The following is a 14,918-nucleotide window of genomic DNA, read 5'->3' as shown; positions in this document are numbered from 1 at the left end:
GGTGCCGAAAATACTTGGCTGGTGACGGCCTGGAAAAATAGGGAGATGCCAACACAAGCGAATCACCCAGCAGGGTGTTTTGTCTTATATTCCTCCATAGCTCAGTCGGTAGTGCGAGTGTACAGAAAAGTACCTGACATTATTACTTAGTTTGAGGAAAAATTAGGAAAGTTGTTTAAATCCACTACCGGGGATTTAAGTAACAAAAAAGATTGCTCTTTATGCAATCTGAACAAAAATCTTTGAGTAAAATCAAAGAAAATTGTATAATCCTCCATAGCTCAGTCGGTAGAGCGCATGACTGTTAATCATGATGTCACTGGTTCGAGCCCAGTTGGGGGAGCCAAAAGAGGCTCATAGTTTTTCTATGAGCCTCAATTACTTATATATAAAATTTATTTCCGGTAGAAGTGATAATTGTTTTATCGGAAAGGAAAAGATATGGAGTTCGAAAATATGACAGACAAACAATTTGATGTTCTTATGAACTCAATTATCCAAATAGTGAAGGATTCTGAAACTAAAGATGAAGCTGTTGAAAAGCTACAAAATTTAGTTAAAGGTAAAGAAAACTGATTACTTTCGCTAATCTGCTTAATTTAATATTATCAAATATATGAGTCAATCATCATATTTCTTATTTTAGAGATATAGTAATTGGCTCTTTTTTTATTTGGCAATCGTTTTAATTTTTTTGATTAGAACGGTTGCCTTTTTTATTTGCAAAAAATTTGAAAGGAATGATTTTAAATGTATTTTACCGACACACCCGAACTCAGAAAGTTTGAAAGAGAGATGCGTCAGAAACCTAATTTTGACAGGCGTAATGATGACTGCGATGAAAATAATCAGGCACATTTCTCTGATAACAAAAATCTCAACACAAATAAAAAGAAAGAATGAGGTTGATTTTATGACTATAAAAATCAGAAGTCCCACTTAAAAAACAATGCAATTAAACAAATTAACTTGAGGAGATGTATAACTTGAACGAATATGAAAGACAGCGCAGAATCGCTGAAAGTACAAAGAAATTGTATCCGCCGGGTACAAGAATTGAGCTTATCTGTATGAAGGACCCTTACGCACCTGTTCCGGCAGGCACAAGAGGAACAGTAAAATTTATTGATTCAATGGGAACGTTATTCCCTGAGTGGGACAACGGTCGTTCACTTGGTGTAGTTCCCGGTGAGGATTCATTCAGAAAGCTTACGCAGGAAGAAATCGAAGCAGAAAACCAATCCGAATCAGAAGTAGAAGATGAAGTTCCTGGTGAGAACAACGGAATTAAAATAGGAATGTGAGGTGTTTTTTAATCTATAATTCTTCGGTGAGCTGAAGATTTATGACCATCAAATATTTTGATATGTTTGCAGGTATCGGCGGTTTCCGTTCGGGACTTGAAGCTATAGGTGGTTTTGAGTGCATCGGATACTGCGAAATCGATAAGTATGCAAAGCAAGCATATGATGCTATTTATGACACAGGAGGTGAGCTTTACTTTGATGACGCAAGAAAAATTGTACCCGAACAGTTACCCGATTTCGACCTTCTGGTTGGAGGATTTCCCTGTCAGTCCTTCTCAATCGCTGGAGCAAGAAAAGGATTTGACGATACAAGAGGAACGCTGTTTTTCGAGATTGCTCGAATTGCTACCGTTAAAAAACCTAAGTATCTCTTCCTCGAAAATGTTCCTGGACTGCTTAACCATGACTCAGGCAGGACATTTGAAACAATCATCCATACATTGGATGAATTGGGGTATGATGTGTGCTGGCAGGTACTTAACAGCAAAAATTTCGGAGTTCCACAGTCACGAAATCGAGTGTTCATTATCGGATATCTTAGAGGACAATGTGCCGGAGAAGTACTATCTTTCACGCAAACAAGCGGAAAAACTCTTATACAAAGAAAACCCAACGCAAGGTGAACGAATCTACTCATCAAAAGGACTAAGCTGTACGCTTACAAGCGGTTCGGGCGGATTCGGCGGTCATTCGGGACTTTATCTCATTGAAAATACCGAAAATTTTGGTCTGCCGATAAAATCTAAAACCAAAGACGGTTATCAGATCGCATATCCCGGCGACAGCATTGATACTGCCTTTTCAGGACAAAATTCAAGGCGTGGCAGAGTAGGAAGTCAGATAGCGCATACTCTGACAACTTCCGCAACTCAGGCATATTATTTCATCGACCTGAACCTCGAACCTAAGCTGACAGAAATTGCAAGGTGCATAACTGCAAGACATGATTCGGGAATCAGTAACCACAAGGCTGAACATTCGGGTGTTTTCGTAGAAAGCATGAATATTGCAGATGATGAAAAATTCGCAGTTGCTTTTGTTGAGCCAAACGGAGAAGTTCACATAGGCAGAATAAGAAAGCTTACTCCGAGGGAGTGCTGGAAATTACAAGGCTTCACAGACGAGCAGTTTGACAAGGCAAAAGCGACAGGACTATCTGACAGCAGGCTCTACAAGATGGCAGGAAATGCTGTTACCGTGAATGTAATTTCTGAAATTGGAAAGATTATCAAAAAAGTAAACGATAAAAATTAATTAATAACAACTAATATCAATCGTTCCGAACGACTGATATTAGTTTTCATATATATAGCCGTTGGTTGAGTTAAAAACTTAATCAACGGCTTTTTGTCGTTTTAGGAGCGATTGATATTCCGAAATGGAGTGATGAATATCAAAACCCCTGTGAGTTGGATGGGTAACAAAACATCCATCCTTCATATTTTGTACGCCCTGTTTCCTCTGAATTACGAAAGGTATATTGAACCGTTCGGAGGTTCGGGAGCTGTACTGTTAGGCAAGAAAAAGCCTGATAAGTTCGAGGTGTACAACGATTATAACCATAATCTTGTAAACCTTTTTCGCTGTATGCGTGATAGACCTATGGCATTCATAAAAGAACTCGGATTTTATCCGCTTAATTCAAGGGATGATTTCAATGCTATAAAGAACTTTTTTAAACAGGAAAAGTTTGACGATAAGTACCTTGATGAGGAATTGAAACTGACAAAGATTATCCTGCTAGACTTGAAAGTTGAAGAAATCATTGAATTGTATATAAAAATGAAACAGGACTATGACTTGCGCAGAGCAGTAATGTTTCTTAAACTTCTGCGATACAGCTATTCAAGCGGCGGAAAATCCTTTGCCTGTCAGCCATTTTCAGTAGTAAGCCTTTTTCAACTGATAGAGCAAGTCGGCAAAAGACTTGAAAATACTGTGATTGAAAATCAGGATTTTGAAGTCCTGATAAAGCATTACGACCGAGATAATGCCTTTTTCTACTGCGATCCGCCGTACTATTCAAGCGAGTATGTTTATCAGTGCGGATTCACTTGGGATGACCATCTGAGACTGAAAAACACGCTCGCAAATTCAAAAGGCAAATGGCTTGTATCATATAACGATTGTGAGGAAATCCGTAATTTATATGACGGTTATTCATTCTTTGATTTCACAAGGCTTCACAATATGAAACAGCGAATCAACGCAGGTGAACAATTCCCCGAACTGCTTATCAGCAACTACGATATGTATGAAAGGCAGAGAAACAAGCCGTTACAGTTAAGCCTGCTTGACTTAACAACCGAACAACAAATTGATTTAGAACAAATTTTGAAGGAGTGTATTATTAGCAATGAAAAATAGAATTTATGTAAGCATACCGCTTGATGCCCTTATTGTATCAGGAATCACATCCGACTGTGCTGTGCAGATTTCAGCTGTGGACGGAGCAATTCTGATTGAGAGATGCGATGATGATTGCGAAGAATGTTGCTGTGACTGTATCTGCGATGAGTGCAGAGCAGAGCTTGCGGAAAGCGAGGACGAGTAGTGCTTAAAATTTACAGAGTTCTCGGTAAAAAAGGAAGAATTACAATCCCCTATGAAATCCGCCAACGAATCGGATTCAGATACAACGACGAGCTGTCGTTTACGGAGCTTGATGACAGCTCGGTAGTTGTCAGAAAAGAGAAAATCTGCGATAACTGCATTGATATAGCAGAAGAATACAGTGAGGATATAACTCTGGAAGATTTTCTTGCTAGTTTGTCCGAGGAAAAACAGAGAGAAGCACTTATACATCTTTCACTGCTGTGGGCTGAGAAGCTGAAAGTTACTGGTTATCGTAGTTGAATGTTGCTGTTTGGTGTGGTATACTTTTGGTGGATAAGTTTGAATTTGGTGAGGTGATATTTTGGAAATCTGGGATGGATATTTTAAAGATGGAACTCTGGCGGATCAAGACTTAATTAGAGGTGAGCTAATTCCCAAAGGTTTGCACCATCTTGTATGCGATATTTTGGTTAGACATATAGATGGCGACTATCTTCTTATGCAGAGGGATTTTTGTAAACCAAACTTCGGTGGCTATTTTGAAGCAACAGCTGGGGGTTCTGCATTGAAAGGTGAAGATAAGTTATTGTGTGCCAAAAGGGAGCTTTTTGAAGAAACAGGTATTGTTTCAGATTCCTTTGAGTTAATTGGTCAGCATATTTCTAGTGATACAATATATTATAGCTTTCTTTGCGTTACAGATTGGGATAAGACACAAATCACTTTACAAAAAGGTGAAACTGTTTCTTATAAGTGGATTCCTGAAAGAGACTTTATTAAATTTGTAAATTCAGATAATATGATTGATGTTCAAAAACAACGTTACGAGGATTATTTTATGAGAGTAGGATATATCAGATAAACTCCAATTTTCAGATTACAAATATTTCTGGACATTTGAAATTCTTTGGATATACTTATTGCTTGAAAGGACGGCGATAGTATGAAAAAGAAAATCGCAATAATGATAAGCATAATATTAATGGCAGGAATATTCACAGCTTGTACAACAGGAGAAAAAGTGAATAACAGTTCTTTATCACCCACGGTTTCAACTTCCGTGGGTGTTTCTGCATCTGGGAAAAGTTCTGAAATGGCAACAACCGAAACAATGCAATCTAGCGAAAATGCCACAGTTTCAAAAGAAACAGAGCCTTCGGGACAGAATGCCAAAACCGAAGAAAAAGCCGACAGTGGACAAAATTCGGCGGTTGTTTCGGCAACGGCTCCGATTCAAAAAACACAATCCGAGGTTCAGAACAACAGCAATAATACAGTGAATAGTAATCGGTCTGAATCAGAATCAACTACTAAAAAGAAAACTGAAACTCCTATTCAAAAGCCTGCTGTAAAACCGACGCAACCCCCAACGCATAAACCTACGGAAAAGCCGACTCAAAAACCAACACAAAAACCGACGCAACCGCCTACCAAAGCAAAAACGGTTGATGTTCAGTATGCGGTGAGTGCCTGCATAGCCTACGGTCAGCAGCTTGGAATGAAATACGATTCTTCACTGAACACAGGCAACGCAAGCTGGTTCTCGCCCACAAACACATCATACTATGACAGCACTTCAGAACTGACTTCAAACCTTAAAAGTGATGTTGGGTATGTAGCTTACTACTACCAAAGCAGTGGCATTACTCCAAGCGACTTATCATTCAATATAATTGCAGAAAACAACAAAATATATGTAGTTTTCTGCTAAATAAAGTATAGACAGCACTCCTAATCGGGTGCTGTTATTTTTTGAAAGGATTGATCTTAATGAAAATAAACCAAATAACTCTAACAGATCTCCGCCGTATGAACGGCAAGGAAGGACTCATCTTGCAGGGAGGCGGTGGTGAAACACAGGAATGGGTGGACGGTATCAATAAAATGCTCACGGACAAGGGAATACTTCTTGACAATACAAAGTTTGAGAATGTTTCTGTGTTCAAGAGTGACGGCGCAACCTGTATTCTCTATCCCTTTGAAGATGTCCACTTTGACATTGGAAAGCTTGCAATGTCAAGGTTGCAGTCATATACAGCCTTTGCAGGAATGTGGTTGTCCGACTATGTGGACAGCAGGCTCGGCGGTTTTGAACCTGAACAGAACAAAGCAGAAAAGCTCAAACCCTACTGTGCCTTAATAGGGACTGACGGCAATGTGTTTTCCATACTTGGTATGGCAAGCCGTACACTAAAACAGAACGGTATGGCTGACGAGGCAAAAGAAATGTGCAGTCGTGTTACGAGTTCGGGCAGTTATTGCGAAGCACTGAACATCATCGGCGAGTATGTAAATATCACAGACGGCAGTGAGCAGTCTGATGATATAGATGAAGATTATGGTGAAGGGCAGGCGATGAAATTATGATTGTATTTAAACAGAATAAGACATCAATCGGGGCAAGGGTAAAATCTTGCCCCATATTTTTTATGAAAGGAATTTTAAAATGACGAACTTAATCAAAAATAAAAAACTTACAAGAATAACGGCACTTTTACTTGCGGTTGCAGTAATATTCGGAACAATGTTCACTCTCCCCGTAAGTGCGGCAAGCGGTGATAAGGTTACAATCACCTTTGATTACTGTTATGACAGCGCAGGAAACATAATCAGATATAAGCAGACAACAGTCAGTGACGGCTACACAGTCGGCACTCCCGGCGAAGAACTATGCAAAATTTTTGCTGATGGCAAAGAAGCCTACTGCATTGAACCCGGTCATACTCTCTATTCAGGCAATACGCTGACCGAGGACGGTTCAACCGTGTGGAAGAATTTAGGTTCTGCAAAGCAGAAAGCAATCAATCTTGCTCTGCTCTACGGCAAACGGCACTGCGCCGCTGTAATATCTCCGCCGATTACCTGCAATCAATCCTGCTCTGCTCTACGGCAAACCCGGTTCAGGAAAAAACTTAAGCGGAACAGAGGATCAGAAATGGGTGGCAACACAGCTGATTGTATGGGAATTTGTTTCTGGTTGCAGAAGTACTGCTGACGGGTACAAGTGTACGAATACAAAGTTCATTGACGGTATCTGTGCGGACGGAGCAAACCCCGGAGTTAAGTCGGTTTACAATGCAATCTCACAAAGCCTTGCAAATTATTCAACCGTTCCGAGTTTTGCAAGTGCAATCGCTTCAAAGGCTGAAACCTATGAGATGAAGTATTCAGACGGAAAGTACACTTTAACCATTACCGACAGCAACAATATTCTTTCGGATTTCAGTTTCAAGACAACAGGCGGTGTGAGTGTATCTGTATCAGGAAACAGGTTGACCTTGACTTCAACTTCGACCGTCAACGATGCAGTAACATTCAACTCTGCAAAATCAATGCCCGATGTCGGCAAAACTGTGCTTGTTCCCTATGGAGATGCTACTTTGCAGGATGTAATCACAGGCGTTGAAAATGACGCTGACCCGATAAGAGCGTATTTCAAAGTAAAAACCAATGCAGGTAATTTGAAACTTAAAAAGACTTCGGAGGACGGAGTTGTCAAAGGTATAAAATTCAAGGTAACAGGTACTGATTACAACAAAATTGCTACTACAGACGAAAATGGTACTTTCACATTAACCGACCTTGTTCCCGGAAAATACACGGTTACCGAGCATACTCCGACAGAGTATGTCGAACAAAAATCAAAGACCGTAAATGTTGAAAGTGGAAAAACGGCAACTGTATCTTTCAGTAATGTGCTTAAAAAGTGGAATCTTACTGTTACCAAAACAGACGCTGAAACAAAGTCTGCACAGGGTGATGCAACACTTGCAGGCGCAGTTTACGGTATCTACAATAACGGCAAGCTGGTTGACAAGTACACCACCGATAAAAACGGCAGTTTTACAACTTCATACTATGTTTGCGGTAACAACTGGACTCTGAAAGAAATTGAGCCAAGCGAGGGTTATTTGCTTGATGAAAGCGAATATCATATCGGTTCAGAAGCAAAGAAATACACTATTGAAAACAACAGCATTTCAATAGGCGTTACAGAGGATATTTTAATGGGCAAAATCTCAATAATTAAGCACACAGATGACGGCAGTACAAAAATAGAAACTCCCGAAAAAGGTGCAGAATTTCAGGTGTATCTGAAATCGGCAGGAGGCTACAGCAAGGCAAAAGAAACAGAGCGTGATATTTTAACTTGCGATGAATACGGCTTTGCAGAAACAAAGGATTTGCCTTACGGCACATACACTGTTCATCAGACCAAAGGCTGGAATGGAACAGAATTCATTGCTGATTTTGATGTGTTTATTTCTGAAAATAATAAGACTTACAAATACCTCATCAATAACGCAAGCCTTGAAAGCTATGTAAAGATAGTAAAGGTTGACAGCGAAACAGGCAAACAGATTCCGTATGCAGGCGCAGGCTTTCAGATTTATGATCCTAACGACAAGCTCGTGACTATGACCTACACCTATCCCGAAGTAACGACTATTGACACCTTCTATACAAATTCTGATGGTTACCTTATCACACCTAAAACTCTGCCATGCAGCAAAGGTTATTCAGTCGTTGAAGTGCAGGCTCCCTACGGATATATCCTCGACAGCACACCTGTATCTTTTGATATTACAGCAGAAAACACAAGTGAAGAAAACGGCGTTACAATCGTAAAAACCGAGAAGAAAAATACTCCGCAGAAAGGTGCAATTACCGTAGAAAAAACAGGCGAGATTTTCTCAAATGTAACTGCAGTCGGCAGCGGATATACTGATGAAAACGGAAATGATGTTGCACTTCCGACCATCTATCAGCCTGAATATTCTGTAAGCGGTTTGGCGGGTGCAGTGTTTGAAATCTATGCTGATGAGGATATTACAACGCCTGACGGAACAGTAAGAGCAAAGAAAGACGAGCTTGTTGCCACTCTGAAAACAAACACAAAAGGCACAGCTATAAGTAAACAGCTTTACCTTGGCAAATACCGTGTTGTTGAAACCGTTGCACCGTATGGAACAGTTATCAATCCCGAACCTCATACTATTGAACTTACCTACTCAGGACAGAATGAAAAGGTAACCAACACCTCAACATCATTTACAAACGACAGGCAAAAAGCTGAAATTAACCTTACCAAAATTCTTGAACAGGACGAGAAATTCAATATCGGCAATAATGGCGAAATCCGCAATGTTTCATTTGGACTTTACGCTGATGAAGATTTGAAAGCCGCAAACGGAACGGTCATTCCAAAGGACGGACTTCTTGAAATCATCACCTGTGATGAAAAAGGTAAGGCGCAGTTTACAACTGATATTCCAATCGGGAAATATTATGTTAAGGAAATAAGCACTGACAGCCACTATATTCTTTCCGATAAAAAATACCCCATTGTATTTGAATATGCAGGACAGGATACAGCAACTGTTCGTATTTCTGTAAATGACGGTGAACCGATTGAAAATGAAATCATCTACGGCACAATCAAAGGCTTGAAGATTGACCGTGAAACAGGCGAAAATATCGCAGGCACATTATTCGGATTGTTCAGTAATAATGAAACTAAATTCACAGAAGAAACTGCAATTCTCACCGCTGAATCAAACGAGGGCGGTATTTTTGAATTTACCGATGTTCCTTATGGCGAATACATTGTCCGTGAGTTAAAGCCTGCCGAGGGTTATCTGCCTAATGAAGAAAACTATACCGTAACAATTTCTGAAAACAAGGAAATTATCGAAATCACAATTGAAAACGATAAAATACCTGAACTCGGAACAACTGCAACTATTGACGGTAAAAAGGAATTTACAGTTAACGGTGATATTACCATTGACGATGTTGTTTCCTACAAACATCTCACAGCAGGAAAAGAATACACAATCAAAGGCGTCCTTATGGATAAATCCACGGGTAAGCAATTCCTTGTTGACGGCAAAGAAGTTTGTTCCGAAGTAACATTCACACCCGAAACAGCAGACGGCGAAGTAACAGTATCCTTTACCTTTGACGGTTCTGTAATTACCAAAGAAACAGAAATCGTTGCTTTTGAAACTCTCTACCGTGAGGGAACAGAAATTGCAGTACACGCTGACATTGAAGATGAGAATCAGACTGTAACTATTCATCCGCAGCCTGAACCTGAAAAACCGCAGACAGGCGACGATTCAAATCTTGGCTTTTATATTGGTTTAGGTTCTGTTGCTGTCGGAGGTTTAATTGCATTTCTCTTCATCAAATTCAAAAAGAAAGATGAGGACGATGAATAATGCGCAGGGTGTATATCTGTTCGCCTTTGGGCGGTAATGTATCTGTAAACATTGAAAACGCAAAACGATATGCCCGTTATGCGTTAGAGTGCGGTATGGCTCCGTTCATACCGCATTTTTATGTGCTGATTTTAGATGACAGAAATGATAAAGAAAGGAATCTCGGTATGAACGCAGGACTTTCTATGCTTTGGGTTTGTGATGCGGTTTGGGTTTTCGGAGATGAAATAACTGAGAGTATGAAAACAGAAATTCGCTTTGCAGAAAAACTGAACATCGAAGTCAGATATATATCGGAGAATGATTTAAGAAAATCGGAGGCAAAAAATGATAAAATCAAGAAGAACTAAGTTAATTAAATGGTTATCAGGCGTATCAGTAATACTGTTAATGCTCGGAATATCGGCAGTAACAGTCTTTGCCGCAGGAGATGTATCATCAGCAATCGAAAGCACATGGACATCGGCTCAAACACAGATTAAAAATGTTGTAAACAATGTTGTCTTTCCTGCGGTAGATATGATTCTTGCCATACTTTTCTTTGTTAAACTTGCTACTGCTTATCTCGATTACCGCAAGCACGGACAGTTTGAATTCACCGCGCCGGCAATTCTTTTCGGTTGTCTTGTGTTCTCGCTGACAGCACCACTGTACATCTGGACGATACTCTGATAACAATAAAAATAAGGCTGTTGTGTTAAGTCATAACAGCCTTTTGTGGAGGTGATTTATATTTTTGACTGGTTAGGAGATTTCATCGGCGGAATCGGAAGTGCCATAGGCGGTGTGTTTGATTACCTCGGTGAGCAAATCTCAAATGCAATATGGAACACGATGTTACAGTGGTTCTATGAAACGATTTACAACGCTGTCGCAGACTTTTTTACTATGATGGGAAATATGGGCGCAGATGTGTTTGACCTTGAATGGGTGCAGGCGACAATAAATCTGTTTACTCTTTTTGGCTGGGCATTGTTCGTCGCAGGCACGGTCGTTGCCGTATTCGATGTTGCAATAGAGTATCAGAACGGCAGAGCAAATATCAAAACAACCGCTATAAATGTATTAAAAGGGTTCTTTGCCTGTTCGCTGTTTGGCGTAGTACCTGTGGAGTTGTATAAGTTCTGCATCAGCCTGCAAAACACATTTTCAAAGGATTTGTCGTCCATAATGGCAGGACAGCAAAGCCTTGATTTAGCCGGACAAAGCACAAGCGTTTTAGAGGGTAGTTTTGCAGTTTCTGTTCAAGTGAATTTTGGTTTGCTGAATCTGTTATGTATGATTGCTTTTGCCTACTGCGTAATAAAAATATTTTTTGCGAACATCAAGCGTGGAGGAATTCTGCTCATTCAGATGGCGGTAGGTTCGCTGTATATGTTCAGTGTTCCGAGAGGATATCAGGACGGCTTTAATCAGTGGATGAAACAGATAGCGGCGTTGTGCCTGACGGCATTTATGCAGACAACTCTGCTGTTCCTCGGGTTGCTGACCTTCCCCGGCAATATGCTTTTGGGACTTGGAATAATGCTTGCATCAAACGAAGTTCCGAGAATTGCACAGCAGTTCGGTCTTGATTCAAGCGTAAAGGTGAATATGACAAGCATTGTTCACGCAACTACAACTGCCGTGAACCTGACAAGAAGTGTTGCGAGAGCTGCAAAGTAAAGGAGGAGAATTTATATTATGACAACTTATCTATATCCACAAAACCTCAAAGCTACGGCCAATCTGTGGCTGTGGAGCTTACGGGATTTTGCAATTATGAGCATAGCGCTTTTGTTATCAATCCTGATACTTGCACAGACGAGGATAATAGTACCGCTTGCAGTGACACTTTGCTTCGGGTTTTTGTCAATAAGACTGGAAGATACAACAATTCTTGATTTCATACGCTATGCCGTAAAGTATTTTATATCAACTCAACAGATATATTTCTGGGCAGAAAGGGGCAAATAAATGAAGAACAAGCAGAAAAAAACAAAACAAAAAGGTAAATCTGTTCAGGATTTGATGGGCATAAAAACCTTTACGAAAAACGGTTTAAAGGTCGGCAAGGAAGAATTTATTTTCTATATGGTTAAGCCTACAAATATTTCTGTGCTTTCCCACACGAATATCGAAATCAAGGTGCGCCAACTGATGATGGTGCTTTCTGCTGTGCCGGATATTGAGATCACCTGTACCGATTCCTGCGAGTGCTTCGATACAAACAAAAGCTATATCAAAGGCAGAATTGAAGCTGAACAGAATGAAAAAGTCAGAAAAATATTGAATAAGGATCTGGATTTTCTCGACAGTATTCAGACCGAAACCTCAACCGCAAGACAGTTCCTGTTCATTGCAAGGTGTAAATCTTCAAAATCAGAAAATGTTTTGCAGAAAGCAAACAGAGTTGAGAAGATTATTTCAGACCAAGGCTTTGAAGTAACCAGAATGAAGAAAGCCGACATCAAGCGTTTTCTTGCAATATATTTTGACGCAAGTATGAACGGCGATTTGATGCCCGACTATGACGGCGAACAGTAATATTTCGGAGGTGGAAAATGAAGAAGCATAAAAGGAAAATCCAAACGGGAATTGTGATAGGCGTATTTTCTGTAATTATAATTGCCTGTTTGATTTCAATATTTTCACGTATGTACACCGAAAACAAGGAAAAGGAAGCATTCAGACAGCTTGCAGAAATCGTTACTGAGGATACAACAGATGCAACCATTGAAGAAACAATTAAAAAGCCAAATATATTAAAAGTCAGCGATTTTGATAATGAAGTTCAGGCTGAACAAACTATGTATTTCACGACATATTACGAACCTCATTCAATATCGGAACTCATTTCGATGAATTCCGAATGCTTCGGCTGGATCAACATATCAGGAACAAACATAAACTATCCTGTTATGCACACACCTAGTAATCCGCAGAAGTATCTGAACAGGAATTTTTACGGTGAGTACAGCTATAGCGGTACACCGTTTCTTGATGCAAGGTGTTCAGCCGACAGCACCAATCTCATAATCTACGGACACCATATGAACAATGGCACAATGTTTGCAGACCTCTGCAACTATACCGATTATTCATACTTTACGGAGCATCCGACAGTTGTGCTTGAAACTAAAGACGGGCCATTTGCTTACTCCGTCTTTTCTGTTATGAAAGTAAAATCCGATGATGATTGGTACAGATTCACAACAGTTGGAACGGAAAAAAGCTATAACTCAAGAATTGAATATGCAAAAGAGAAATCCATATACAACACAGAAATCACACCTGTTTACGGTCAGCAGATTTTAACGCTTTCAACCTGTTACGGCTACAATCAGGATGACCGCATACTTGTGTTGGCAGTCCAAAATTAAAAGGAGGCTTATGATATGGGACTATTCAAAAGAAAACCAAAGGTGCTCACACCCGAGCAGGCAGAAGAAATATACACCAAAGATTTCTTTGATATGATTCTGCCGTCAACAATTAAGTTTTTCACCGATTATTATATAGTTGGTGACTCATACAGAAGCGTTTGGGCAGTCAGAGAATATCCGCCGAATACGGAAGAACAGGCAATTCTCTCTCAGCTTGCAGACAGAAACGGCGTTACTCTCCGCATATATCACAGGCTTGTGGAGAGTAAGGAACAGCGTAAAATTATACAGAATGCAACACGCAAAAACAAGCTCAAATCCAGTGGTAATGATGTAAACGAAACGATTGAAGCACAGGGCAACTTGCAGGATGTTGTCACACTGATGGCAAACTTACGAAAAAACAAAGAACCGTTATTGCATTGCAGTGCGCCTTATCGGAAACAAATCGAATAGGATAAAGTCAAGGACTGCATTAAAACTGCAGTCCGAAACCTTTTACACAGTAATAACCGAAGTGAATTTTTTATCTTAATAGTCAGAAATTGATATTTAGTAAATCAAAAGCATATTGTGGTATATTATAAAAATGAGCAGCTATGTCCAAAGGGAAATCTACTATCCGTTTGGTTACAGGTGCCTATTTTATTACAATTAGATTATAGATATTATAATATAAATAGATATAAAACTATACCGACTATCATTCACAGAGATTAATACATTCGTCGATTATTTTTTCTATTGACCTTACCTGAGTTGAGGATGCATTTTTCAGTTTATTAGAAATAATTGATAAATCCTTGTCGATGATTTCGCCAGTAAGGAGGTAATCGACACTTACTCCGAGAGCTGTGCTGATTTTTAAGAGATTTTCAGGGCGAAGTGCTTTTGTTCCCCTTTCTGCTGTAGATAAAAGTTGAGGTGAAACTTCTGCTAATTCAGCTAATTCTTCTTGTGAAAGTTTCATATCTTTTCTGCGCTCGGAAATTCGTTTTCCCATATCTTTAAGTAAAATATCATTGTTGCTCATATACATCCTCCGTTGCTACTGTAGATATTATATGTGCTATGGTTGATTTTTATAAGCGTCTATAGTAGAATAATATCGTCTAAAGAATGCATTCTAGAAAACTATGATTTTATCATTATACATGAGAAATTTATGTTGTGTATTATAATGACATGATAAATATATGTTTTTGTAAAAGTGATTTTTTGCTTTCATATGTAGATGGAATTTTGGCGTAGCACAGAGTCAGTGACCTATACAAATAAGAAATATGACTGCCATTAACATTGTAAAAAATAAAAACAAGTACCCGAAGATACTTGCTTTAGAGAAAATTTATCGCAAAGTATATCACTTTGCGATTAAAAATATTACAATACTACATCTAAATTTTAGCACTTAGTGTTAGAAAAGTCAATATAAAAAGGAGTTTAAGCATTTGATTTTTGTAGTA

At 39.4% G+C, this 14,918-nt stretch carries 18 protein-coding genes, 1 tRNA gene and 1 pseudogene; 19 read left to right on the top strand and 1 reads right to left on the bottom strand.

The features are described 5' to 3' along the window. The first annotated feature begins 270 nt into the window (after nt 1-270). From DXC23_RS09495 to DXC23_RS09415, 19 genes and pseudogenes are all read left to right on the top strand, one after another. Nucleotides 271-346 (top strand) — tRNA-Asn (locus DXC23_RS09495). Between the two features lie 404 nt (nt 347-750). After that, nucleotides 751-903 (top strand): hypothetical protein, encoded by a 153-nt coding sequence (locus tag DXC23_RS12455; RefSeq protein ID WP_158552550.1) that lies wholly within the window; start codon nt 751-753, stop codon nt 901-903. Nucleotides 904-986: 83 nt separating this feature from the next. Continuing rightward, nucleotides 987-1,304, top strand: coding sequence for a DUF4314 domain-containing protein (locus DXC23_RS09490; protein WP_242997486.1), 318 nt, complete (start codon nt 987-989; stop codon nt 1,302-1,304). Nucleotides 1,305-1,345: 41 nt separating this feature from the next. Beyond that, a pseudogene (gene dcm, locus DXC23_RS09485) lies at nt 1,346-2,561 on the top strand (DNA (cytosine-5-)-methyltransferase). 159 nt (nt 2,562-2,720) lie between these two features. Then, a complete protein-coding gene (locus tag DXC23_RS09480; RefSeq protein ID WP_117705867.1) occupies nt 2,721-3,674 on the top strand; it encodes a DNA adenine methylase in 954 nt (317 codons plus the stop codon). Next, nucleotides 3,664-3,861 (top strand): hypothetical protein, encoded by a 198-nt coding sequence (locus tag DXC23_RS09475; protein ID WP_117705866.1) that lies wholly within the window; start codon nt 3,664-3,666, stop codon nt 3,859-3,861. The genes DXC23_RS09480 and DXC23_RS09475 overlap by 11 nt, the downstream gene beginning before the upstream one ends. Continuing rightward, nucleotides 3,861-4,163 (top strand): AbrB/MazE/SpoVT family DNA-binding domain-containing protein, encoded by a 303-nt coding sequence (locus DXC23_RS09470; protein ID WP_242997484.1) that lies wholly within the window; start codon nt 3,861-3,863, stop codon nt 4,161-4,163. The genes DXC23_RS09475 and DXC23_RS09470 overlap by 1 nt, the downstream gene beginning before the upstream one ends. 61 nt (nt 4,164-4,224) lie before the next feature. Continuing rightward, nucleotides 4,225-4,725: an NUDIX hydrolase gene (locus tag DXC23_RS09465; RefSeq protein WP_242997481.1), complete on the top strand. Its 501-nt coding sequence runs from the start codon at nt 4,225-4,227 to the stop codon at nt 4,723-4,725. 81 nt (nt 4,726-4,806) lie between these two features. Continuing rightward, the gene (locus tag DXC23_RS09460) at nt 4,807-5,574 is read left to right on the top strand and encodes a hypothetical protein (protein WP_117705863.1); all 768 of its coding nucleotides are present in this window, start codon (nt 4,807-4,809) and stop codon (nt 5,572-5,574) included. 59 nt (nt 5,575-5,633) lie between these two features. Then, nucleotides 5,634-6,230, top strand: coding sequence for a hypothetical protein (locus DXC23_RS09455; RefSeq protein ID WP_117705862.1), 597 nt, complete (start codon nt 5,634-5,636; stop codon nt 6,228-6,230). A 79-nt stretch (nt 6,231-6,309) separates the two neighbouring features. Continuing rightward, complete coding sequence (locus tag DXC23_RS12695; RefSeq protein ID WP_242997479.1) at nt 6,310-6,858, top strand: thioester domain-containing protein; 549 nt, start codon at nt 6,310-6,312, stop codon at nt 6,856-6,858. Continuing rightward, complete coding sequence (locus tag DXC23_RS09450) at nt 6,803-10,087, top strand: SpaA isopeptide-forming pilin-related protein (RefSeq protein ID WP_242997478.1); 3,285 nt, start codon at nt 6,803-6,805, stop codon at nt 10,085-10,087. The genes DXC23_RS12695 and DXC23_RS09450 overlap by 56 nt, the downstream gene beginning before the upstream one ends. After that, nucleotides 10,087-10,437, top strand: a complete 351-nt coding sequence (locus DXC23_RS09445) for a DUF4406 domain-containing protein (RefSeq protein ID WP_117705861.1) — start codon at nt 10,087-10,089, stop codon at nt 10,435-10,437. Before DXC23_RS09450 ends, DXC23_RS09445 begins: the two co-directional genes overlap by 1 nt. Next, a complete protein-coding gene (locus DXC23_RS09440) occupies nt 10,415-10,759 on the top strand; it encodes a DUF3852 domain-containing protein (protein ID WP_117705860.1) in 345 nt (114 codons plus the stop codon). Before DXC23_RS09445 ends, DXC23_RS09440 begins: the two co-directional genes overlap by 23 nt. Before the next feature lie 45 nt (nt 10,760-10,804). Then, the gene (locus DXC23_RS09435) at nt 10,805-11,752 is read left to right on the top strand and encodes a conjugal transfer protein TrbL family protein (protein WP_242997476.1); all 948 of its coding nucleotides are present in this window, start codon (nt 10,805-10,807) and stop codon (nt 11,750-11,752) included. Between the two features lie 18 nt (nt 11,753-11,770). Beyond that, nucleotides 11,771-12,043: a hypothetical protein gene (locus DXC23_RS09430; RefSeq protein ID WP_117705859.1), complete on the top strand. Its 273-nt coding sequence runs from the start codon at nt 11,771-11,773 to the stop codon at nt 12,041-12,043. Next, nucleotides 12,044-12,613 carry a hypothetical protein gene (locus DXC23_RS09425; RefSeq protein ID WP_117705858.1) on the top strand — a complete coding sequence of 190 codons (570 nt, stop codon included), beginning with the start codon at nt 12,044-12,046 and terminating at the stop codon, nt 12,611-12,613. A gap of 17 nt (nt 12,614-12,630) precedes the next feature. Then, complete coding sequence (gene srtB, locus DXC23_RS09420) at nt 12,631-13,449, top strand: class B sortase (RefSeq protein ID WP_117705857.1); 819 nt, start codon at nt 12,631-12,633, stop codon at nt 13,447-13,449. A 15-nt stretch (nt 13,450-13,464) separates the two neighbouring features. After that, entirely contained in the window at nt 13,465-13,908 is a 444-nt protein-coding gene (locus DXC23_RS09415; protein WP_199523068.1) for a hypothetical protein, read from the top strand. A gap of 247 nt (nt 13,909-14,155) precedes the next feature. On the opposite strand, the gene DXC23_RS09410 is transcribed toward DXC23_RS09415, so the two are convergent. Further along, nucleotides 14,156-14,485, bottom strand: a complete 330-nt coding sequence (locus DXC23_RS09410) for a helix-turn-helix transcriptional regulator (protein WP_117705856.1) — start codon at nt 14,483-14,485, stop codon at nt 14,156-14,158. Between the last annotated feature and the right edge of the window lie 433 nt (nt 14,486-14,918).

The sequence above is a fragment of the Eubacterium sp. OM08-24 genome (assembly GCF_003438075.1).
In the GTDB taxonomy this organism is placed as follows: Bacteria; Bacillota; Clostridia; order Oscillospirales; family Acutalibacteraceae; genus Ruminococcoides.
The sequence above is the reverse complement of the archived record's forward strand: the minus strand, read 5'-3'. Positions and strand labels throughout refer to the sequence as shown.